The organism is Hyphobacterium sp. (genome assembly GCF_965229905.1).
Lineage (GTDB): Bacteria > Pseudomonadota > Alphaproteobacteria > Caulobacterales > Maricaulaceae > Hyphobacterium.
The window spans coordinates 1,035,168-1,056,499 of the sequence record NZ_OZ245930.1; the positions used below are offsets into that span (position 1 = coordinate 1,035,168).

At 63.4% G+C, this 21,332-nt stretch carries 23 protein-coding genes; 7 read left to right on the plus strand and 16 right to left on the minus strand.

What is annotated here, in order from left to right:
* Positions 1 to 53: 53 nt before the first annotated feature.
* The 9 genes from tilS to ybgC all read right to left on the minus strand — a co-directional run bounded on the left by tilS (position 54) and on the right by ybgC (position 8,009).
* A complete protein-coding gene (gene tilS / locus ACO08C_RS05240; protein WP_421788104.1) occupies positions 54 to 1,385 on the minus strand; it encodes a tRNA lysidine(34) synthetase TilS in 1,332 nt (443 codons plus the stop codon).
* Complete coding sequence (locus ACO08C_RS05245) at positions 1,376 to 2,296, minus strand: tetratricopeptide repeat protein (RefSeq protein ID WP_421788106.1); 921 nt, start codon at positions 2,294 to 2,296, stop codon at positions 1,376 to 1,378. The genes tilS and ACO08C_RS05245 overlap by 10 nt, the downstream gene beginning before the upstream one ends.
* Before the next feature lie 135 nt (positions 2,297 to 2,431).
* A complete protein-coding gene (gene pal / locus ACO08C_RS05250; RefSeq protein ID WP_421788108.1) occupies positions 2,432 to 2,953 on the minus strand; it encodes a peptidoglycan-associated lipoprotein Pal in 522 nt (173 codons plus the stop codon).
* 173 nt (positions 2,954 to 3,126) lie between these two features.
* Positions 3,127 to 4,479 carry a Tol-Pal system beta propeller repeat protein TolB gene (gene tolB, locus ACO08C_RS05255; RefSeq protein ID WP_421788110.1) on the minus strand — a complete coding sequence of 451 codons (1,353 nt, stop codon included), beginning with the start codon at positions 4,477 to 4,479 and terminating at the stop codon, positions 3,127 to 3,129.
* 37 nt (positions 4,480 to 4,516) lie between these two features.
* Entirely contained in the window at positions 4,517 to 5,299 is a 783-nt protein-coding gene (locus ACO08C_RS05260) for a hypothetical protein (protein WP_421788112.1), read from the minus strand.
* 12 nt (positions 5,300 to 5,311) lie between these two features.
* Positions 5,312 to 5,764 carry an ExbD/TolR family protein gene (locus tag ACO08C_RS05265; protein ID WP_421788114.1) on the minus strand — a complete coding sequence of 151 codons (453 nt, stop codon included), beginning with the start codon at positions 5,762 to 5,764 and terminating at the stop codon, positions 5,312 to 5,314.
* Positions 5,765 to 5,766: 2 nt separating this feature from the next.
* Positions 5,767 to 6,495: a protein TolQ gene (gene tolQ / locus ACO08C_RS05270; RefSeq protein WP_421788116.1), complete on the minus strand. Its 729-nt coding sequence runs from the start codon at positions 6,493 to 6,495 to the stop codon at positions 5,767 to 5,769.
* Positions 6,496 to 6,608: 113 nt separating this feature from the next.
* The gene (locus tag ACO08C_RS05275; RefSeq protein WP_421788118.1) at positions 6,609 to 7,493 is read right to left on the minus strand and encodes a mechanosensitive ion channel family protein; all 885 of its coding nucleotides are present in this window, start codon (positions 7,491 to 7,493) and stop codon (positions 6,609 to 6,611) included.
* A 60-nt stretch (positions 7,494 to 7,553) separates the two neighbouring features.
* Positions 7,554 to 8,009 carry a tol-pal system-associated acyl-CoA thioesterase gene (gene ybgC, locus ACO08C_RS05280; RefSeq protein ID WP_421788120.1) on the minus strand — a complete coding sequence of 152 codons (456 nt, stop codon included), beginning with the start codon at positions 8,007 to 8,009 and terminating at the stop codon, positions 7,554 to 7,556.
* A gap of 70 nt (positions 8,010 to 8,079) precedes the next feature.
* Here ybgC and ACO08C_RS05285 point away from each other — a divergent pair, with 70 nt between their 5' ends.
* Positions 8,080 to 9,405 (plus strand): sensor histidine kinase, encoded by a 1,326-nt coding sequence (locus ACO08C_RS05285; RefSeq protein WP_421788122.1) that lies wholly within the window; start codon positions 8,080 to 8,082, stop codon positions 9,403 to 9,405.
* Here the strand turns inward: ACO08C_RS05285 and ruvB are convergent, their stop codons facing one another.
* From ruvB to ruvC, 4 genes are read right to left on the minus strand one after another with little or no spacing between them, the layout of a single operon-like run.
* The gene (ruvB, locus tag ACO08C_RS05290) at positions 9,406 to 10,437 is read right to left on the minus strand and encodes a Holliday junction branch migration DNA helicase RuvB (protein ID WP_421788124.1); all 1,032 of its coding nucleotides are present in this window, start codon (positions 10,435 to 10,437) and stop codon (positions 9,406 to 9,408) included.
* Entirely contained in the window at positions 10,430 to 11,218 is a 789-nt protein-coding gene (locus ACO08C_RS05295; RefSeq protein WP_421788125.1) for a hypothetical protein, read from the minus strand. Before ACO08C_RS05295 ends, ruvB begins: the two co-directional genes overlap by 8 nt.
* Entirely contained in the window at positions 11,215 to 11,853 is a 639-nt protein-coding gene (ruvA, locus tag ACO08C_RS05300) for a Holliday junction branch migration protein RuvA (protein WP_421788127.1), read from the minus strand. Before ruvA ends, ACO08C_RS05295 begins: the two co-directional genes overlap by 4 nt.
* Positions 11,850 to 12,350 carry a crossover junction endodeoxyribonuclease RuvC gene (gene ruvC / locus ACO08C_RS05305; RefSeq protein ID WP_421788129.1) on the minus strand — a complete coding sequence of 167 codons (501 nt, stop codon included), beginning with the start codon at positions 12,348 to 12,350 and terminating at the stop codon, positions 11,850 to 11,852. Before ruvC ends, ruvA begins: the two co-directional genes overlap by 4 nt.
* 350 nt (positions 12,351 to 12,700) lie before the next feature.
* On the opposite strand from ruvC, the gene ACO08C_RS05310 reads away from it, so the two are divergent.
* The 4 genes from ACO08C_RS05310 (at position 12,701) to ACO08C_RS05325 (ending at position 15,610) form a co-directional block, all read left to right on the plus strand.
* Entirely contained in the window at positions 12,701 to 13,018 is a 318-nt protein-coding gene (locus ACO08C_RS05310; protein WP_421788131.1) for a hypothetical protein, read from the plus strand.
* A gap of 253 nt (positions 13,019 to 13,271) precedes the next feature.
* A complete protein-coding gene (locus ACO08C_RS05315) occupies positions 13,272 to 13,835 on the plus strand; it encodes a hypothetical protein (protein ID WP_421788133.1) in 564 nt (187 codons plus the stop codon).
* A gap of 30 nt (positions 13,836 to 13,865) precedes the next feature.
* Positions 13,866 to 14,324 (plus strand): hypothetical protein, encoded by a 459-nt coding sequence (locus tag ACO08C_RS05320; RefSeq protein ID WP_421788135.1) that lies wholly within the window; start codon positions 13,866 to 13,868, stop codon positions 14,322 to 14,324.
* 98 nt (positions 14,325 to 14,422) lie between these two features.
* Positions 14,423 to 15,610, plus strand: coding sequence for a cupin domain-containing protein (locus tag ACO08C_RS05325; protein WP_421788137.1), 1,188 nt, complete (start codon positions 14,423 to 14,425; stop codon positions 15,608 to 15,610).
* On the opposite strand, the gene tkt is transcribed toward ACO08C_RS05325, so the two are convergent.
* Positions 15,607 to 17,586, minus strand: coding sequence for a transketolase (tkt, locus tag ACO08C_RS05330; protein WP_421788139.1), 1,980 nt, complete (start codon positions 17,584 to 17,586; stop codon positions 15,607 to 15,609). The genes ACO08C_RS05325 and tkt overlap by 4 nt on opposite strands.
* Before the next feature lie 152 nt (positions 17,587 to 17,738).
* Here tkt and ACO08C_RS05335 point away from each other — a divergent pair, with 152 nt between their 5' ends.
* Both ACO08C_RS05335 and ACO08C_RS05340 read left to right on the plus strand, forming a co-directional pair.
* Positions 17,739 to 18,830 (plus strand): SMP-30/gluconolactonase/LRE family protein, encoded by a 1,092-nt coding sequence (locus tag ACO08C_RS05335; protein ID WP_421788140.1) that lies wholly within the window; start codon positions 17,739 to 17,741, stop codon positions 18,828 to 18,830.
* On the plus strand, positions 18,830 to 19,654 hold the full coding sequence (locus tag ACO08C_RS05340; RefSeq protein WP_421788142.1) for a class I SAM-dependent methyltransferase: 825 nt from the start codon (positions 18,830 to 18,832) through the stop codon (positions 19,652 to 19,654). The genes ACO08C_RS05335 and ACO08C_RS05340 overlap by 1 nt, the downstream gene beginning before the upstream one ends.
* Here the strand turns inward: ACO08C_RS05340 and ACO08C_RS05345 are convergent.
* A complete protein-coding gene (locus ACO08C_RS05345; RefSeq protein WP_421788144.1) occupies positions 19,647 to 20,522 on the minus strand; it encodes a hypothetical protein in 876 nt (291 codons plus the stop codon). The genes ACO08C_RS05340 and ACO08C_RS05345 overlap by 8 nt on opposite strands.
* A gap of 3 nt (positions 20,523 to 20,525) precedes the next feature.
* A complete protein-coding gene (locus tag ACO08C_RS05350) occupies positions 20,526 to 21,272 on the minus strand; it encodes a YebC/PmpR family DNA-binding transcriptional regulator (RefSeq protein WP_421788145.1) in 747 nt (248 codons plus the stop codon).
* Positions 21,273 to 21,332: the final 60 nt, after the last annotated feature.

Below are 21,332 nucleotides of genomic sequence, written 5' to 3' on the forward strand. Positions count from 1 at the left end.
GGTCTTTCCGTCGTTAAACGCCGTTTCCCCCCTGATATGGGGTATAAACGCCCTTAATGCGAGCCTTGCGCCGATTGGTCGCGCAGTTGTGTATGAAACCATGCCGGCGGCCGATCCCCAAACAGATTGCGGGCAACGAGCTCATCGGCAAGCCAGCGAACGCCGGAAATTTCCGGGCAAAAACCGGCAACCCCCTGAAATTCGCCCTGTTTGACAATTGCTGGCAAGCTGGCGCGGGCGGCCGGCGGGATGGCATCCATGCTGGGCACTTCCGCACCTTCAGCGGAGGCGGCCGCGAAGGGCAGGATGTCGAGCGCCGCATCACTGACTTCAAAACGCCCGTCCCAGATCGTGATTCCGGACATTCTGACCGAGTTCGCGCGGTTTCGCGTCTTGTCAGCCCGCCCGGTGACATGTCCCGGATCGCGGAACAGAACCGCTTTCCCCTTTCGATGCGACAATGCGGCTCCGCCTGCCGTAACCGCATCACCGGCTTTGAGCGCCGCGCTCAGCTTGCGCGCCGCACGTGCGTCCGGCGCCGGATCGCCGCTCACTGCCGCGCGTAACGCGTCCATGGCTGTGACCGGAATGGCCGCACCGCCGGGCAGCATCACACCGCCCCAGCCGTGAAAGCGCGCATGCTGCATCAGCCAGCGGCCTGCCGCCGCGGCATCGCGGCGTTGCCGGCCTTGTAGCTGGGTGGCCATAGCCGCAAGGCGCGCCGGATCAAATCCTTGCGATTCCAGTTTCGACAGGACGGCGCGATCGCGCACGCGGCTGTAAGCTGGGTTGATATTGGACGGATCATCGATCCAGCGCTCGCCGGCTTCTGTCAGCCATTGCCTTAGCGCCCGGCGGCGCACATTCAGCAGGGGTCTGACCAAAAAGATTCCTCGACCCGCTGGCCAGAGCGGCATGGGGTCGATCGGCGACATGGCCGTCAGACCCTCGGCCCCAGCCCCGGCCAGCAACCGCCGCCAGACCGTTTCGGCCTGATCGTCCAGCGTATGACCCAGCAGGACCGCCTGGGCACCGGCTTCACCGGCCAGCCGGGCGAAGGTTTCGAGACGGAATTGCCGCGCCGCCGCCTGGAGCCCTGTATCCGATTTGGATGCCCGCCAACGCTCAATGACAGGCGTCCAGCCCAGCGCTTGGGCGCGGCCGGCCGCAAAGGCGGCTTCGTCGGTACTTTCCATGCGAAGACCATGATCGATGATGACGGGGCGAAGATCCGATCCGGTCTCGCGGGCCCAATCGGTTGCAAAATGCAGGAGGGCAAGGCTGTCGCCGCCGCCGGAGACGCCGATCAGAACCGTTTGGCCTGCCCAGCCGGCAAGGCCGTCATTAAAGGAGACGCGTTCGATCGGACGCGGTTTCAGCGGCAACCCGCGCGCAGAGATTCCCGTTCGGCACGGGCAGTGGCATTCGGTCCTGCGGAAGGAAATTCTCGCGAGAAACGCGCGAGTGTTGAACAGGCCTCCTGAATACGGCCCAAAGCGGCCAGCGACGATGCCAGCCTCACCAGCGCGTCGGGCGCGACCGATCCGTTCCGCTCCTCGCGAAGCGACGCGATATAGGCTTCTGCCGCCGAGGAATATTCGCCCCGCACATAATGAGTTTCGCCGAGCCAGAACCAGGCTTCGTCGATCAGTTCATCCTCCGGGAAATCGGCGATGAAACGCGAGAAGTCTTCCTGCGCGCCGTCAAAATCGCCGTCCAGAAGCTTGGAGCGGGCCTGGCCGTAGGCCTGGTTCGCGCTGATCGGCGGGGCACGGTCCTCGGCGGTCGCGAGGCGCTGCCCCAAAGGCCGGGTGGCGGCAGCCCGGTCGGCGGCGAAGGGATCGTCGCTGTCGGTTACGGCGAGACGCGCACCGGTGAGATTACGCGGGCCGCCGGATGATGAGGATGCAGGCATTTCGGCTTCGTCATCCCCGTCCGCCATGGTGTCCGGGATCGGATTGCCGTCCTCGTCGAATTGCGGTTCGGCGGGCCGCCGCAAACGTTCGATCTGACGGCGCAGGCTTTCCAGCTCGCGATCCTGGGCTTCGACGCGTTGGCCGAGCTGCCGGTTTTCAAACTGCAGCCGCTCGACCTGCCCGTTTGCTTCCTGAACCTGATATTCGAGGTCCGCCAGGCGCGACAGGAGTTGATCCATCTGCGAAATGCGCTGGGCTTCGGCCTCGGCGAACTGCGCTTCGACCGCATCGAGGCGGCGCGCAAGCTCCCGGCGCGACTGCGCATCCACCGGCGCAGCGAGCATCACGATCACAAAAACGGCAATGCAGGAGCGGATCATGGTCTGGTCATCCCTTCAGTCGGCCACAGGGCGCGGGATACGTGATCGAGACGGCAAAAATACGGCGCCGGGATGAATACGGACAACGCCCGCAGAGCCAGGTCTGCGGGCGTGGTTCCGGTCTCAGCCCCTTGCTTAGCCCGTTGCGCCACCCGTGATCATCGTGGTCGCATTGCGGTTCAGCGACCAGCAACGCTCGGACGATTCACGGCAGGTCGGACGTTCCTTGCCATAGGACACGGTCTGGATCCGCGACGGCGAAACGCCGAGGCTGACCAGATAATCCCGGGCCGCGTTCGCCCGGCGGGCGCCCAGGGCGAGGTTGTATTCGCGCGTGCCGCGCTCGTCGCAATTGCCGGCAATCATGACGGTTACGCCCGGATAGGCGTTCAGCCAGTCGGCCTGACGGCGCAGCGTCTCGCGGCCGGCCGCGGTCAGCGTCGAGCGGTCGAGATCGTAGAAAACGCGGTCACCGGCCGTGGCCACGAAATGCTCGGTCGTGCCCGGCACTGGGCCCGGGTTGGCGGGCGGTGTGTCCGTCCGCGTGGTGCGCGGCGGTTCTGTCGGCCCGGTATTGGTATCGGTTGTCGGCGGCGTCGATGCGCAGGCCGCCAGCAAAGCTGACAGGCCGGCAACCATTACGAACTTGATTTTCATAGGTGTTCTTCCCTTCTTCACCGGGTCCATGCCAGCCCCCGGAGCCTCCACCAGTTACGCGCGATTACGCCTTTTTCGAGACAAATCCCGATCAGGATCGCAAAATTCCTGTGACCGGTTTCGTCATTCGCGGCCCTCGCGGCACGCAGTTCGATACGCTAGCGCCAAAATCCCTACTCGATCAAGGGTGACCAGGCCGGGTCGGAGGACTGGCCATTGATCGGCATGCGGCGAAGATTGAAACCGGCGAGATCGACGCTCCAAATTTCGTACTCGGTGCCTTCGCGGCCCCGCTCGCCGCGTGTGAACAGGATCACACGGCCGTTCGGCGACCAGGCCGGCGTGTCGACGTAGTAGCCTTGATAGAGGATCCGCTCCTCGCCCGATCCGTCCGCGGCGACGACGCCCAGCGAGAACTGGCCATTGTGCTGTTTGACGAAGGCGATCAGATCGCCGCGCGGCGACCAGACGGGAGCCGTATAGCGGCCTTCGCCGAAGGAAATCCGCGAAACATTGCCGCCATTGGCGTCCATGACATAGAGCTGCGATCCGCCGCTGCGGCTCGAGGAGAACACGATCCGCTCGCCGTCCGGCGCGAAGCTGGGTTCGACATCGTCGGCCGGATGCTCGGTCAAGCGGCGCAGGCTGCGCGAACGCAGGTCAAACAAATGAATGTCGTGGCCCGCCTGGAGCTCGATCGACACGGCGAGCTGTTCGCCATCGGGTGAGAAGCGCGCGGACAGGGATTGGCCGTCCGGATCGATCCGAGCGAGCCCCGTTCCGCCCGAAGCAAACAGCGCTTCCTGGCGCCCGCTTTCCAGGTCGTAGACATAGGTTGTCGCCTGCCCGTCGAGGAAGGAGACATAGGTGATCTGCTGCGCACTGGGCGAATAGTTCGGCAGCAAAGCCCAGTAGGACCGGTTGGTGAGGAAGGACGGGTTGGCGCCATCCTGATCCATGTAAGCGAGGCGCCGCAGCGGTTCACCGCGCGGGCCGATGCTCTCGGACACATAGACAATCCGGGTATCGAAATAACCGCTCTCACCGGTGAGGCGTTCATAGACAGCGTCGGCAACCCGGTGAGCGACGCGACGCCAGTTTTCCGGCGCCGTCACAAACTGAAGACCGACGAGCTGCTCCTGCAGGCGCGTATCCCAGAGCCGGAACCCGACCAGCAAGCGGCCGTCACCCTGCCGCGTAAGCTGCCCGATCAACAGCGCGTCGGCATTGATGACGCGCCAGTCCTGAAAGCGCGGACGCAGATTGAAGTCCTGAATCTCTTCGATGAAGGCCGCCTCATCGACGGTCGTGAACAGTCCCGAGCTCTCAAGGTCAGCGGCGACCACACCGGCAATGTCGGCGCCCCGGCCCTCGGTTCCGCCCTCGTCGATGAAGGCCGGAATGGCAATCGGCATGGGATCGAGATGGCCGCGCGAAATGTCGACTTGCAGGGGTTCCTGCGCCAGAGCCGAGGCCGGCACGAGGACAAGCAGTAACGCCAGAAAACGGGGGATGAGCGGGGTCATGATTATTCAGCACTCCGGTAGGTGTGGCAGCAGATTATCATCTAGTCTCCTGCCGGAAAGTGACATCTATGCGGCGCCAAATGGAATAATGTTCGGCGGGCAGCCGGAACGGGGCGCAGTCGATGATCGCGGCCAGGGCGCGGTCGCGGGCGACATTCCAGAAACGGTCGCCGGCGAGATCGATCGCATGGCGGTTCAGCGGTTCCGGGCGGCCATCGAGGCTGCCATCACGATTGAGCCGCACCCGGACGACGACGATGAGGCGTTCCGGGTTCGGCGCGTCGATCGAGCTGCGATAGCAGCGTTGCGCCTGGGTGCGTATGGAATCAGCCAACGTAATGCCGATGGCCTCACTGGATTGGGCGCCGCGGGATTGGTTGCGGGAGGGCGAGGCGGTTCGCTCTTCGTCGACGACATTGGCCAAATCCCCCAGCAGATCGTCCAGGGTATCGCGCGTGCGGGACGGCGTCGGCCGTTGCGTAGGCTCGGCCGGCGCTTCCGGTTCGGTTTCGGGGAGGGGCGCCGGCTCGGCTTGCGGCTGGGCTTCGACTTCCGGCGCCGGAGTGTCTTCCACTTCGGGTTCCGGCGTCACATCGGGCTCGCTGACCTCCGGGTCCGGCGGCGTTTCGTCTTCGACTGGTTCCTCGTCTTCTTCCTCTTCAGGGAGGTTGGTGACCGGTACGATATCGTCGATCAGTTCCAGCGGCACGATTTGGCTGGTCGTGAATTGCCGAGTGGCTTGCGGAAAATAGATGAGCCCGGCCGCCACGATCCCGGCGTGGACGGCCAATGACAGAAGAATAACGAGAGCTGTGCGCATACCAGCCAGCCGTTACTCGTCCTGATCGTATTCGGTCGTGCTGCTGGCGATCGGGCTGTGGACGAGGCCGAGATTGGTATAGCCGGCATTCGACACGCGTGCCATCACGCGCGCGACCGTGCCGTAGCTGGCATTCTCATCGCCGCGGATGAAAATCCGGCCCTCAAAGCCGGCCCCGGAAATCGCCCGCAGGCGCGGCACCAATTGCTCGATGGTCACTTCTGTTTCCTGGAGGAATATCTCGCCATTGGACCCGACGGTGATGGTCAAGGGCTCGGAATCCGACGCCATGCTTTGTGCGTCCGTTTCCGGCAAATCAACTTCGACGCCGACGGTCAGAAGCGGCGCGGTGATCATGAAAACGATCAGCAGCACCAGCATCACGTCGACAAAAGGTGTGACGTTGATTTCAGCTTGCGGCTTCCAGCGGCCGCGCCTGGCGCCAGGGGTGACGGATCCCGCCATGATCAGCCCTCGCCCCGGTCAGCGAGCGCGGACAATTCATCGGCGAACGCCTCGAGTTTCGCGGCATACCCCGACAGGTTGGCCGACAGGGCGTTGAAGAAGATCACGGCCGGCACCGCGGCGAGCAAGCCCAGCGCCGTGGCGAACAGGGCTTCAGCGATCCCCGGTGCCACGACCGCCAGATTGGTGTCCTGCGACGCGGCAATGGCGCGGAACGAATTCATGATGCCCCAGACCGTCCCGAACAGGCCGATGAAGGGGGCGGCCGACGAGATCGTCGCCAACATGCCGAGCCCGCCTTCCAGCTTGGACAATTCGCGCGCGGATTCCGCGTTGGCCGCCTTGCTGACGCGGTCTCCTGCATTGCGGCCCTTCCATTCCCGCAAGCCCGCAGCAAACACGCGGGAAAACGGGTCGCGGGGCCGCTTGCCATAATCGTGGGCAAGCGCGTCCAGATCGCGGCCGGACCAGAAATCGTCCTCGAATGACTTGCCGCGGGAGCGGGCGGATCGGAGTGCCAGCCATTTGTCGGCGGCGATGGCCCAAGACGCGATCGACATGATGACCAGCACGGCCATGACCGCCTTCACCACCCAGTCAGCGCGCAGGAACAGATCGACGAAGCCGAATTCCTGGGCGGCGGGCGCAATTTCGATGATCCCGGTTTCCATCAACTTTCCTTTCATGCCGGCCGACAGGCCAAGGGTTTCGCCGAGAAGCGTTAATCCCACGCTTCCAAAAGGACCGGAATGCACACGTCAAGCCAATGCACGCGAAACGGGACTTAAATATCCGTCAGATTGCGGCGGATTTTGGGACCAGTATTGAATTAAGAATGCCCGGTTCAGGCTGCTTTCGAGCTGTCCTTGCCCGACCCCTGCATCTCGACCGGCAGCGGCTCCGCGAATGTCAGAGTGCGGTATGGGAAAGGAATCTCGATGCCCGCCTCATCCAATGCCGCCTTGATGGCGATGACCATGTTCGAGCGGGTCTGATGCATGGTTCGCGGGGCGGAATCGGCCCACCAGCGCACGCGGAAATCGATCGAAGACGCGCCGAATTCCGTCGCGTAAACCTCAACGCCTTTCCCGGCGTCGATCCCGTCCACGCCGGCAGCGGTTTTCTCGATAAGGTCACGGCACTCGCCCGCATTCTCGCCATAGGCGACGCCGACGATCAGCTCGTAACGGCGCAGTTCGCGGTCGGTCAGGATTTCGACCGGATTCTTGAACAGGTAGGAGTTTGGTACCAGGACAAGCTCGCCGGACATCTCGCGGATATAGGTGTCGCGGATTGTGATCTCCTCGACCTTTCCGGATGTGTCCTCAACCTCGATCACATCGCCGATCCGCATCGGTTTACGGATCATGATCATGATCCCGGCCATGAAATTCTCGAAGATATCCTTGAACGCCAAGCCAATAGCGATGCCGGCGATGCCGAGCGCGCCGATCAGCTCGGCCGGAGTCAGGGACGGGAACAGAATCGTCGCGGCTATGAGGATGCCGAGGATCCAGACCAGAATGCCTGTCAGCGTCTGGACCAGATCCGACAGAGCGCGGCGGGTGCGTGCCTTGCGCGCCGCCAGCCTGGCCATCCGCGAAAACAAACGCGCCAGAAGGCCTGTGACCGCGACCACGATCAGCGCCAGCAGGAGTTGCGGAATCATCTGTACAAAACCCACCCAGATGGTCTGCAACTGGCTGAACAGCGGATCGAAAAATTTCATACGGCCAAACTCCTTTGCGTTTTCAACGGATTTGGCCGCAGAAAGTTCCCGGAGCCGCGGTTATTCGCGTGGCCTGACGACGGGCGTCCACACCTCCACCATCCATCGCGGCGGCCGCCGTGGCCGTCCGGCGGGATCGATAATGACCGCCTCGACCTTGGCTTCACACAAGGTTTCCTCACCGCGGCGGATGGACTGGTCCATGCGCAGGCGCGGTCCCTTGTTCGGGCGGTAAACCGTCTCGACGGTCAGGGTTTCGTCCACCTTGGCCGGACGCAACCAATGAATATCCATATTGCGCACCGCAAAAGCCACCGGGTCCTCGCTCTCGATGAGTTCGGAGTGATGCACACCGAGGGCGCGCAGGCTCTCCGTCCGGCCGCGCTCGAAGAAATGCAGGTAGCGCGCATGATAGACGATGCCGGAAAAGTCCGTGTCCTCGTAATAGACGCGCACCGGCAGGCGGTGTGTGCCGTCATCTCCCCATTCGCCGCATTCGGGGCTTTTCAAGGTCATGCCAATTAACTCCGTCGTAGGAGGCGATTTCTAGACTGTCAGAGACTGGCAGGAGGTTGGGTGTCAATCCATGCACGCGTCTCAGTTATTCCGTATTTTCTGGCCGCGTGCGCACGATGGTGACGTCCTGCGGACGACGCGCGAGCGGTTGCTGACTTCACTGTCGACGATTGTCGGCGTCTTGGCTGTCGGCACAGCCGCCCTGTCCTATTCGGGCATGGTCGATGATTATCCTGTGCAGACCTATGTCGGCCTGTTCGGGCCCATGTTGTTTCTGCTGGCGCCCGTTGCGCTACACCTCACCGGCCGCCTGCAGCTGATTGCGGGCATCCTCCTGACGCTTGTTTTCGCGCAGATTATGCTGCCGGCCCTCACCATTGGTGGCGCTGCCAATCCCGTTATCCTGTATCTGACCGGCCTGCCCGTTCTCACGACATTCCTCATCAATTACCGGGCCGGGCTGGTAGTCGCCGCGCTGGTCATTGTGTCGATCGCGGTCATGTATTTCCTGCGAGAGATGCTGCCGGGCCTTCCCGGCGGGTTCGATGAGGCGCGGGCGGCCCATTGGAACACGATCACGCTGTGTATCCTGATCACCGCAATCTCCGCCTTTGCCGCGATTTTCCAATCGGAAATGCACAAAGCCAACCGGCGGCTTGATACGGCCCGCCAGGCTGCCAATGCCGGCAATGCCGCGAAGTCGCAATTCCTGGCGAATATGAGTCACGAGATCCGGACGCCGATGAATGGCATACTCGGCATGGTCGCCTTGCTCCGCGCATCGAAGCTCGACGATATGCAGGCTTCACAGCTCGAGATTATCGAGCGGTCGAGCGAGATGCTGCTGGCGCTTCTCAATGACGTGCTCGACATGTCGAAAATCGAATCCGGCGAGATTTCGATCGAGAGCGTGCCTTTTGAGTTGCGCAAAGTCGTCGACAATGCGCGCGACCTGCACGGGCTGCTGGCGGAGGCAAAGGGGCTGGCGCTACGGATAGATTTGCCGCCGGACCTGGATACGGCCTTCATCGGCGATCCGCTCCGCCTAAGCCAGATCCTGAACAATCTTTTGTCCAACGCGATCAAGTTCACGCGCGAGGGCTATATCGAGCTCGCGGTGAGCGAGCGGCGCGGCCAGGTTGTGTTCGCGGTCAAGGACAGCGGAATCGGGATCGCCCCGGACCAGGCCGAACGGTTGTTCCTGCCCTTCACACAGGCCGACAGCTCAACGACACGCAAATATGGCGGATCGGGTCTCGGGCTGACAATCTCGCGGCGCCTGTGCCGGCTGATGGGCGGCGATCTGACTTTGACGAGCGCGCCCGGTCAGGGCGCGCTTTTTGAAGCGCGTTTGCCGTTGCGGCGGGCCCGCAAGTCCGATGCGGCCGCGGCCTGATCACTTCTCGCTGTCGAAAAGACCGGACTGGGCGGTCTGCGGAATGTCGAGACCGAGATGCGTCCAGGCGCGCGCTGCGGCAAGGCGGCCGCGCGGCGTGCGCTGAATGAAACCTTGCTGGATGAGGAAGGGCTCGACCACGTCCTCCAACGCATCGCGGGCTTCGGCCAACGCCGCCGCCAGCGTGTCGAGTCCCACCGGACCGCCGCCGAAATGGCCGGTCAGGGCATTGAGATAGCGCCGGTCGAGGCTGTCGAGACCAATCTCGTCCACTTCAAGGCGTTTGAGCGCCAGATCGGCCGCTTTTGCGTCGATGTCGCTCGAACCGTCGGCCTCGACGAAGTCCCGGACACGCCGCAAGAGCCGCGAGGCCACCCGCGGCGTCCCCCGGGCGCGCCGCGCGATTTCGCGCGCGCCGTCCTCCGTCATGCCAAGGCCGAGTTTTTGTGCCGCCCGGGCGACAATTCCGGCCAGTTCTTCCGTATCGTAAAACTCCAGCCTGACAGGCACCCCGAAACGGTCACGTAAGGGTGTTGCGAGCAGCCCGGCACGGGTCGTCGCTCCGACCAGCGTGAAGGGTGGCAGATCGATCCGTACCGTCCGTGCCGACGGTCCCTCGCCGATGACAAGGTCGAGGCAATAATCCTCCATGGCCGGATAGAGAATCTCCTCGACCGCCGGGGCGAGCCGGTGGATCTCATCGATGAACAAGACGTCGCGCGGTTCCAGATTGGTGAGAATCGCCGCGAGATCGCCGGCCTTGGCGATCACCGGACCGGATGTCGCGCGGAAGCTGACACCCAATTCCCGCGACACGATCTGTGCCAGCGTGGTCTTGCCGAGACCCGGCGGCCCGGACAAGAGGACATGGTCGAGCGCTTCCTCGCGGCGGCGGGCGGCCTCGACGAAAACCTTCAGATTGGCGATGGCCGCCGGCTGGCCGACGAACTCCGCAAAGGACAGCGGCCGGAGGGCCTTGTCGCGCGAATCGTCCGGGCGCGCTTCGGGGGAAACGTCGCGGGCGTCAGTCATGCGCCGGGATCACCACCTCGCTGCCTTCGCCAAACAGGTATTCGCGATCGCCCAGAGCGGCGCGGATGGTCTGCGCCGTGGCCGCGGCCGGAATGTGAAAGGCAATCGCGCGCGCCTCGGGGCGGGAATCCAGAAAGGCCACGCCTTGCGGCATCTGCGCGAACCAGTAGGGATACAGGATAACGTCGAACTCCGTGCCGGCCCAAACCGAGAAATCCGCACGACGCGGATCCGTATCGCCGAGATGCAGAACCGAGACCTCGCCGACGCGGACATGCCAGGTAATGTTGTCGATGCCCTGGCGGTGAAACACCCAGGCGCCTTCAATGTTCTCGAATAGCGGGTGCGCCCAGGGGCCGGACTCCTGAGCCGTCAATTCCAGCGGGAAGAGCCGGTTGAGGGCATTATCCGACAGCTCTGTTTCGCCATTCCGGATGGCGTCCGTGACTTGCGCCGGCGCAGCGACGGTGACCATGTCCTGGGCCATCAGGAAGGCGGCGGCGCCATCAGGATCGGAATGATCGCCATGGATGTGGGTAAACAACAGGGCGCTAACCCCGTCGTAGGGATCGGTGCCGGCGATAATGGCTGCCCGCGCGTCATCCGACGGCAGGGCATAGGTACCGTCATAGGAATTCCAGTTGAGCGCGTCGATCAGAACGCCGGTTTCCCCGTCGCTGATATGAACTCCCTCATTGGCGATGAAGCGGATGGTCACGTCCTGCGCGGAAACGGGCGAAGCGCAGACCAGATAGAGAAGCAGCGCGGTCAGAAGCCTCATTTGGACAATTCCTTCAAGGCCAAGCGTATCAGGTCCCCGGTTACTGCCTCAGGTTGGGCCCGGTTGGCTGCCGCGACGGCCCGGCGGGCATCGGTCTCGGCATAACCCAGATTGAGAAGCGCCGAAACTGCATCCTCTCGCACGGCGTTACTGCCGGCAGTCTCGTCTCCGCTTTTCGCCGATGCGATGCCCGCCGACGCTGCGACATTGAAGCCCGGCGTGAAGGCACGACCGATTGGCGGCGGCTTGTCCTTGAGCTCCAGCGCCAAGCGTCCGGCCAGCTTGGGACCGACACCCTTGGCCTGGCCGAAAGCCGAAGAATCGCCCAGCGCTGCGGCACTCTCCAATTCGTTCGCGCCAAGAGCATCCAGCAACGCCAGGGCTGCCTTGGCGCCGACGCCCTGAATGAGCTGCAGCCGGGCAAACCAGGCGCGCTCGCGTTCCGACAGGAAGCCCCATAACTTGAAGGAATCCTCGCGAACCTGCGTTTCGATATGGATTTCGACGTCTTCGCCCTGTTGCAGGCGGGCCAGCGCCTGGCCGCCCATTCCGACCAGATAGCCAACACCGTTGACGTCGATCACCGCTTCGCTCTCGCCGATAGCATCCACCCGTCCGCGCAGCTTGCCGATCATGCCGCACTCCCCAGCTTGCGGGTGCCCCGATGATGGGCATGGCAAATCGCCACCGCCAAGGCGTCGGCGGCATCCGCCTGGGCCTGGCAACCGGGTAGCAGGATGGCGATCATGGCGGCGATCTGCTTTTTGTCGGCCGCTCCCGTCCCCACCACGGATTTCTTGACCAGCCGGGCCGCATACTCGGCGACAGGAAGTCCGGCACGCGCCGGCGCCAACAAGGCTGCGGCCCGGGCGTGACCGAGTTTGAGCGCGCTCGCGGCATTGCTCGCCATAAAGGTTTCTTCGGCGGCGGCCTCATGCGGCGCATGTTCGGCGATGATGACCTCAAGACCAGAATGAATGGCCATCAGCCGTTCCGACAGGGGCGCTTCAACCGGCGGTGATATCCGCCCTTCGGCGATCCGCGAAAGCCGGGTGCCGGACACGGTGACGATCCCCCACCCGGTATGACGCAGGCCGGGATCGATGCCGAGTATCCGAATCGCTTCGCTCATGTCCGAAAGCTAGCGCGTAATGCCCGCGAACGCCCACCCGGAGCGTCAGATAACGCATCACCTGCGGACAGGCACACCACTAACCGAATTGCGAATAATTATTACAAACAATAACTCGAGTTGAGAATAATTATCACAAACATCAGATCGGATGCTTTGCCCCATTATATTCGACAATTTTTGAGAACGATAATCATAAGCTCAAATATTGGTCAGATTCTATTTGACGGTCTGAAGTGATGCATTTTAGAGTCATCCGGTACGTACCCGTGTGGGGGACGCGTTTACGATTAGTAATCAGGGGAGGCCTCCTCATGGCCAAAAAAGGTAAGCTTAGCCGGCGTTCATTCATGACCCGCGTTGTCGGGGGCGTTGCTGTGACCGGAGCGGTCGGAGCGGTCGCCGGTGCGGCTATCATTCGCGGTCGGACAGACGCCGACAGCGGGAGCCAATCCGATCCGGCCGGCAATGGCCGCACGGGCATCACAGACAGCGATGGCGGCGCCTACGCCGATCAGGCTGGACGTGGCACCGGCTACACCGGCATCACCGACTCGGACTCGGGCGGATGCGCCGACAATGCCGGACACGGCCGGGGCAATTCCGGCTATACGGACAGCGACACCAGCGGTTGCTCGGATCCGGCCGGTCGCGGCCGCGGCGGCTAGTCAGCACCGCTTTATCACTCAAGAATACCGGCTGTCTTCGCGGCAGCCGGTGTTTTTGTTTGCAAACTGCTTTTGATTTCTATTCTCAAAATAAATAAGAATGATTCGCAGTATTTGGCCTGTTTTTCGATTTTCTCGCGTGAATCTTTTGATTTAGGGCCTGTTTCCCTTTGACCCTGTCGGACCCTCCCGCATAACATCGCCCGGTGTGGGACCCGGTGAAAGCCGGACGCAGACGACAGGGGAGGCCCCAATGGCCAAGAAAGGCAAACTAAGCCGCCGATCTTTTCTGACACGCGTGGCCGGGGGCGGGTTGGCCGCCGGAGCCGCTGCGGCGATCACGGGCGGCGCAGCCGCCCAGAATTATACCGGACGTACGGATTCGGATCTCGGCTCCTATGCCGACCGCGCCGGATACGGCCGGACAGGCGTTACCGATAGCGATGGCGGCGCAAATGCCGACCGCGCCGGATACGGCCGGGGACGGCGAACGGGTATCACGGACAGCGACAGCGGCACCTATGCCGATCCCGCCGGCAACGGCCGCGGCCGGAGAACAGGTATCACCGATAGCGACAGCGGCACTTATGCCGACCCGGCCGGCAATGGCCGTGGACGCTCCGGCATCACCGACAGCGACAGTGGCACCTACGCCGATCCCGCCGGCAACGGACGGGGCGGACGCCGCAGCGGCATAACCGACAGCGACACCGGCACCTATGCCGATCCGGTCGGAAACGGCCGCGGCCGGCGCCGCTGCACCGATAGCGACACCGGAAGCTACGCCGACCCTATCGGCCGTGGTGATCGCTGCTAGGCAACAACGCCAGAAAGGCAGGCAATTCTCATGGCAAAGAAAACCAAGCTCTCTCGGCGGTCCTTCCTGACCCGCGTGGCTGGCGCAGGGGTCGCAACCGGCGCGGCCGGCCTCGTTACCGGCTGCACGACAACCGGTGCCTATACCGGGCTGACCGATGCTGACACCGGCGTTTACGCCGATCCGGCCGGTTATGGACGCGGTCGCGGACGCACGGGCATTACCGACGCCGATACCGGTTCCTACGCGGATGCGGCCGGCTATGGCCGGGGTGGCGGGCGCACCGGCATTACCGACCGTGATACCGGCTCCTATGCCGACCCCGTCGGCAATGGCCGAGGCGGACGCCGGTCGGGCATCACGGATCGCGATACCGGCGCGTATGCCGATCCGGCCGGAAATGGGCGCGGCGGACGCCATCGGCGCAACTGTACCGACAGCGATACCGGCGCGTACGCCGATCCGGTCGGTCAGGGCCGCCGCTGCTAGGCGCGGCAACGCGACGCTGCCGCGACGGCTAGACTTCTATTGAGCAACTGATTTGATCGGTCAGGCGCAGGTTCCGCATGCGCGGATCGGGGGAATGAATGAGCGAGTTTCCGTGGGGCGACAACGTCGTCGACTACATTATCGGCCCCGAGAAGGCGGACGATTTCTTCAACGCCCATTTCGAACAGAAAGCGCTGATCGTTCCGCGCCAGGAGTCGGGGCGATACCGCGATCTCCTGTCCATCGACCGGATAGATCATCTGCTCGCCAGCCATGATTTCAACGGCGACAGCGTCGACATGGCGCGGGCTGAACCGCAAATCACCCGCGACCAGTTTATCCTGCCAAACGGATTTGCCGATCGCGGCAGCATCGCCAGTCTCTATCAGGAAGGCGCCACGCTCATCCTGCCGCAACTGCATCAGTCGGAGCTGGTGCTGAAGACGTTTTGCCGTGCGCTGGAAGCCGAGCTGAGCTGCCATGTGCAAACGAACATCTACATGACGCCGCCGAACAATCAGGGCTTCCGCACGCATTATGACGATCACGATGTGTTCGTGCTGCAGGTCGAGGGCGAAAAGCTGTGGCGGATCTACGACCAGACGGTCGATAAGCCCTATCGCGGCGAAGGCTTCAATATCGATCGCGATCAGCCGGGCGAGCTGGTCGAGGAGTTTGTCCTGAAAGCCGGGGATGCGGCCTATGTGCCGCGCGGCTTGATGCACGATGCGCAGACCCAGGGGACAAGCGACAGCCTGCACATCACGGTCGGCCTGATCGTCAAGACCTGGGCGGATCTGATGCTGGAAGCGGTGTCCGAGGTGGCGCTTCGCCATCCCGAATTCCGGCAGGCTTTGCCACCGCGCTATGCGCATTCCGATTTCGACCGCAAAAGCGCGGAAGCGCACTTCAAGGCGCTCATTGCGAAGATCGGGGAAGAAGCCAATCTGGACAATGCGTTCGACCTGTTCGTCGACAATTTCATCCGCTCGCGCCCGCCTTATTCCGAAGGCACGCTGACCGGCCGCGGCGCGACCACCGAACCCGGCGCGAAATTCCGCCTGCGGCCCTATATTCCCTGGCGACTGGCCGAGGATGGTGACCGTCTGGTGCTTATTACGGCTGGCGGCGAGTTGATCTTCCCGGCGGCAGCGGAGGCCGGGCTGGACGCCGTCCTTGATGGAAAAGTGTTCGACCTCTCCGCTTTCGAGGCCGCGGGCGAAGAAGATGCCCAGAAAGCGCTGGACCGGCTGTTCGGCTTCGGCGTCGTGGAGCGCGTCAGCTAGACGCGTTCGGCGACGATTTCGGCGATCCGCTTGGGCGTGATGCCGAAGTGTTCGTAAAGCGCTTCGGCCGGCGCTGACGCGCCAAACCCGCTCATCCCGACAAAGGCGCCGTCGCGGCCGATCACGGCGTCCCAACCCTGGCGAACCCCGGCTTCAACCGCGATCCGCGGCAATCCGTCGGGCAGCACCTCATCCTGGTAGGCGCGGTCTTCCTCGAGGAAGAGGTCGAGGCATGGCGCCGAGACAATGCGGACGGGAATGTCCTTGCGGGCGAGAAGTCCAGCGGCCTCGACTGCAAGTCCGGTCTCCGAGCCGGTCGCGATGATGACCGCCTTGGCGTCATCCGCATCCCGCAAGACATAAGCTCCGCGTGCCGAGAGATTTTCGCTTGCATCGTCGGTGCGCAAGAAGGGCAGTTTCTGACGGGACAAGGCCAGTACCGCCGGTCCGGTGTCGTGAGTGAGCGCCGCCTCCCAGCATTCCGCCGTTTCCAGGGCATCGGCCGGACGAAATACGCGCACATTCGGCATCGCCCGCAGCGAGGCCAGGTGTTCGACCGGTTGGTGGGTCGGGCCGTCCTCGCCCAGGCCGATCGAATCGTGCGTGAACACATAGGTGACGGGCTGGTTCATCAGCGCCGCCAGCCGGATCGCCGGTCGGCAATAATCCGCAAATACAAGGAAGGTGCCGATATAGGGCCGGACGCCTCCGTGCAGCGACAGGCCATTGGCACACGCCGCCATGCCATGTTCGCGGACGCCATAATGGATGTACTGGCCGGAATAGGATCCGGCCTGGATGATTCCCTGGTTGGGCGTTCTGGTATTGTTGGATCCGGTGAGATCGGCCGAGCCGCCGACCAGCTCGCGCATGGCCGGTACGATCTGTTCGAGCACTTTTCCGGAGGCCGCGCGGCTGGCGAGATCCGGCTTCTCGGCTGCGAGTTCCTTGCGCCAGGCCTCCAGTGCGGTCGCGGCCGGCGCCGTGAAACGCGCGGTAAAGGCCCGTTCGAATTCTTCCTGACGCGATGATGTTTCAAGCCGGGTTTGCCATTCGGCCCGGGCCTGGGCGCCGCGCCCGGTCGCCGCGGTCCAGTCGGCGCGGATGGTATCGGGAACATCGAAGGCACCGTGTTCCCAGCCGATCGCCTTTTTGGCGGCCGCCAGCTCGTCGCCACCCAAGGGAGCGCCGTGGCTCGACGCCTTGCCCGCCTTGGTCGGTGCGCCAAAACCGATCACCGTCTTGCAGGCGATCAGTACGGGCCGGTCGGCCGATTTCGCCCGCTCGAGCGCGGCGTCCACGGCTTCCATGTCGTGACCGTCGACCGCATCGGTCGCCCAGCCGGCGGATTCAAAGCGCTTGAGCACGTCTGTGGTCTCGGCCAAGGCCGTGTCGCCGTCGATCTGGATCGAATTATCGTCCCACAGAACAACAAGCCGTTTGAGACCGAGATGGCCGGCCAGCGAGATCGCCTCATGGCTGATGCCTTCCTGAAGATCGCCGTCGGAGGCGATCACCCAGGTGCGGTGGTCGGCCAAATCGTCACCGAAGCGTGCATTGAGAATGCGCTCGGCGAGCGCCATGCCGACCGCGGTCGAGAGGCCTTGCCCCAGCGGCCCGGTCGTCGTCTCGACACCGGTTGTATGGCCAAATTCCGGGTGACCCGGCGTTTTCGAACCGAGCTGACGGAAATTGCGGATTTCATCGAGCGTGACGTCGGCATAGCCGGTCAGATGCAGCAGCGCGTAGATCAGCATCGAGCCGTGACCGGCCGACAAGACGAAGCGGTCCCGGTCCGGCCAGAGCGGGTGATCCGGATCGAATTTGAGATGACGCGCCCAAAGCACGGTTGCCGCATCGGCCATGCCCATGGGCATGCCCGGGTGGCCGGACTTCGCCTGCTCGACCGCATCCATCGCCAGGGCCCGGACCGCATTGGCCATGGGCTTCAGAGTGTTGAGGTCAAGCGCGGTCATGGCGGGCCATCCGGTGTTTGTTGCAAGGCGGAGCGTATAGCGGGATTCGCCGCCCCCCGTAGCGCGAAGCGAGCGGATTTCCCACAGTAAAATGCGGCCTTCCCGCAGCGATGGCCTTCGCGCTAGTCTGGGCGCACCAGTGGAGGGGTGCCATGCGGACGGTCCTGATCATTCTCGGCGTTATGGCGGCGTTGATGCTTGTCTGGTGGGCTTGGCCGGCGCAAGTCGATCCGGCCTATTGGGACGAGCCGGAACCCCCGGAACTGACGGGTGTTCTGGAGCCGCGCGGGCGCCTCGCCGAGGCGGAACTGATCCACCACCCGCTGCTGCACACCTCCGAGGATGTCGCCATCGGGCCGGATGGTGCCATTTACACCGGTCAGCATGACGGTTCGCTGATCCGGCTGCGGCGCAGCGCGAATGGCTGGGATGGTGAAACCGTTGCGCAGGTGACCGACAATCGCGCGGTATTGGGCCTGCAATGGGATGCGTCCGGCCGGTTGATCGCCGCAGCGATCGACGGCGTTTACCGTATCGATGTCGATAGCGGAGAGGTCACACGCCTTTCGACCGGCGAAATCGAGCATCCTTTGGCGTTCGCCGACGATCTGGATATCGGTCCGGACGGCACGATCTATTTCACCGAGGCCAGCTGGAAATGGGGCGCCGGCGAGGGTCAGCCCTCCTACATTCACGATATGGTCGAAAACCGCCCCTATGGCATCTTCTACGCGCTCGACCCGGAGACCGGCGAGATGAAGGTTTTAGCCGACGGCCTCTTTTTCGCGAACGGCGTGGCGATGGCGGCGGACAACCGGTCGGTCTTCGTGCTGGAAACCTATCGCTACCGCTTGTCGCGCTACTGGATCGAGGGCGAACGGGCGGGCGAGTTCGAGATCGTGGCGGAGAATTTGCCGGGTATTCCCGACGGTCTGATGGGCGATGGCAGCGGCCGCCTGTATATCGCGATGGATACGCAGCGCGTGCCGCTCATGCGGTTCCTGCATCGCAACCCGTTTATCGCCGAGATGATCACCAAGCTGCCGGAATGGGTCTGGGTGCGGGCGGGACCGACTCGCGGCTTTATCCTGGTGACGGACGAGGACGGCCATTATCTCGACAGTTTCCATGACCCGGATGGCCGCCTCGGCTTCATCGCCAATGTCGTCCCGGACGCAAATGGCGATTTGTGGATCGGATCGCTGACCGAACCGGTGATCGGCCGCTTCACGCCGCCGGAATAATGCGGGACCTTGCCAACCGCCTGTTGCCGCGAGCCTTCGTGCGCAGCTTGCGGCGCCCGGTCCGTCTCGCCGCCAGCGTGCTTGGCTGGACCGAAGCGGCGGATTCCGCTCTTGCGGATCTGTCTGGCGAGGGTGACTGGGCGGCCGCCGGGGACGCCATCACCCTGTGGGCGCGCGCGCTGTGTCATGTCACGCCGGATGCAAATGTGCTGGAGATCGGTTGCGGCCCCGGCCGGATGGCGGAAGGCCTGTTGAACTGGCTCGACGAGACCGGCCGGTATACCGGCTTCGATCCCTCGCGGAAGGCCATTGACGCTGCACAGAGCCGGCTTGGCGTTGATCCTCGTTCTCGGTTCGAACACGCCGATCTGCTCAACGCGGAATACAATCCAAAGGGATCACGGCAAGCCGGCGCGTATCGATTTCCCGCCCGTGACGGCGGCGTCGACTTTGTCTTTGCGACATCGGTGTTCACCCACATGCGGCTGGCCGGTATCCGTCATTACATGGTCCAAGCCGCGCGGGTCCTAAAACCCGGCGGCGCCTTCCTCTTCACGGTGTTTCTGCTGGACGAAAAATCACGCGTGGCGATGGCCACGGGCCGGGCGAGCTTTAGGTTTCACGATCCGATTGACGACATGTCCGCCACGATCGATCCGAAGACTCCCGAGCGCGCGATCGCTCACGAAAGGACCGAGATCTTGGCGGCGCTCAACGATGCAGGATTAGCTGTCGAGGACCGGATTCATGAGGGCACCTGGCGCGGGACCGACCATGCCATGGCCTTTCAGGACCTGATCGTGGCGAGAAAGCCGCCTAGCTAATCTCGACCAGCAGGGCGCAGGCATCGTCCGTGGTTTTAAGACGGCCCATGGCCGCGTCCTCGCCCGGGTTTTGTTCTCGTCCGCGCAGTTCGGCCGCCAGTTTCGGCAGTCCGTCATCCTCGGATGCGGCAGCGATCAGGCTCGCCGCATCATGAGCGGCATAGGGCTCGATGAGCCGGAAGAAGCCGTCCGACATGAGCAGGACGTTCGCATTGCCGCGCATCTTGATGCGGGTGGTTTCGGCATGCTGCGCCGCTTCGGGGTGCAAGGAGAACACCCAGTGCGCGCCGGGCGTGTTCATCCGATTGCGCACGGCGCGCGCTTGCGCAAACCCGGCCTCCCGGTTGGCGCTGCGCAAGGTCTCGCCCCAGCGGCGGTATTCATCGCGAATCGCTTCGATATCGCCTACAATCTCGCATCGCCCGCCGGTTTCGACGATCGCCATGCAGTCGCCCAATGTTGCGAATTCCAACGTGTTTTCCTGGCGCCGCATCCAGATTCCGCCGGCGCTCGGCAGGTTGTGCCGCGGCTGACCGTCGATGGGCAAGGCTGATTCTTCGGCAGCAATCGCCGCCATATCGCGGATAACCCGCTCGAGATAGACCGCCGTTGTCTCACCCGTTTCGGGTGGACGCGTGAAGCGCTCCGACAAGCGGTCGGCATACCAGGCGGCGTCGCTTTCCCAGCCGAGAGACTGACTCTGACCGGATTTCAGTGAATCCGGAAACAGCCGCATCGTCCCGATGTCGGTCGCGCCGTCGACGACCCAGGCCGTCCCAGCGCTTTCGTCGAAGCCATAGCGGTCATCGCCGGTTCCCGATCCGGACGGCCAGTTGATCGCATCGATGAAAGTCAGCCCGCCGGGCATGGCCTAGTCCGGGAAGTCGGCATTGGTGTAGACATTCTGGACGTCGTCGAGATCGTCCAGCACTTCGAGGAGTTTGATGACGCCCTCGGATTTGTCATCCTCGACCGGCGTCAGCGTCTGCGGTTTCCAGATGATGTTGACCGATTTCGGCTCACCCAGGGTTTCCTGAAGATTTCCGGCGACTTCCGCCAGATCGTCTCTCGCGCAGAAGACAATGCGCTCGCCGGGCTCGTCCTCGTCTGGATCCCCGTCCTCGTGAGTCACGTCCTCCGCGCCGGCCTCAATGGCCGCCTCGAACATGGCCTCGTCATCCGCCACGGTATCCGGGTAGCGGATTTCGCCGACCTGATCGAACATGAAAGCCACCGCGCCGGTCTCGCCGAGATTTCCGCCATTCTTTGAGAAGGCAGTGCGCACTTCGGATGCAGCGCGATTGCGATTGTCGGTCGAGACTTCGACGATGATGCCGATGCCGCCCGGACCGAACCCCTCATAGCGGATTTCCTCATAGGCCTCGACATCATTGCCCGACGCCTTGTCGATGGCGCGTTGGATGTTGTCTTTGGGCATGGACTGGCCCTTGGCGTTGGCGACGGCCAGGCGCAGGCGCGGATTCATGTCCGGGTCGGGTCCGCCGATCTTGGCGGCGATGGTGATTTCCTTGGACAGTTTCGAAAACAGCTTGCCGCGCGCCTTGTCCTGACGTCCCTTGCGGTGCTGGATGTTCGCCCATTTTGAGTGTCCGGCCATGTGTGGTCGTCTCCCATTGCGGCCCGTTTTCAGCGGGGTAGATTCTTCGACGCTGCTCTT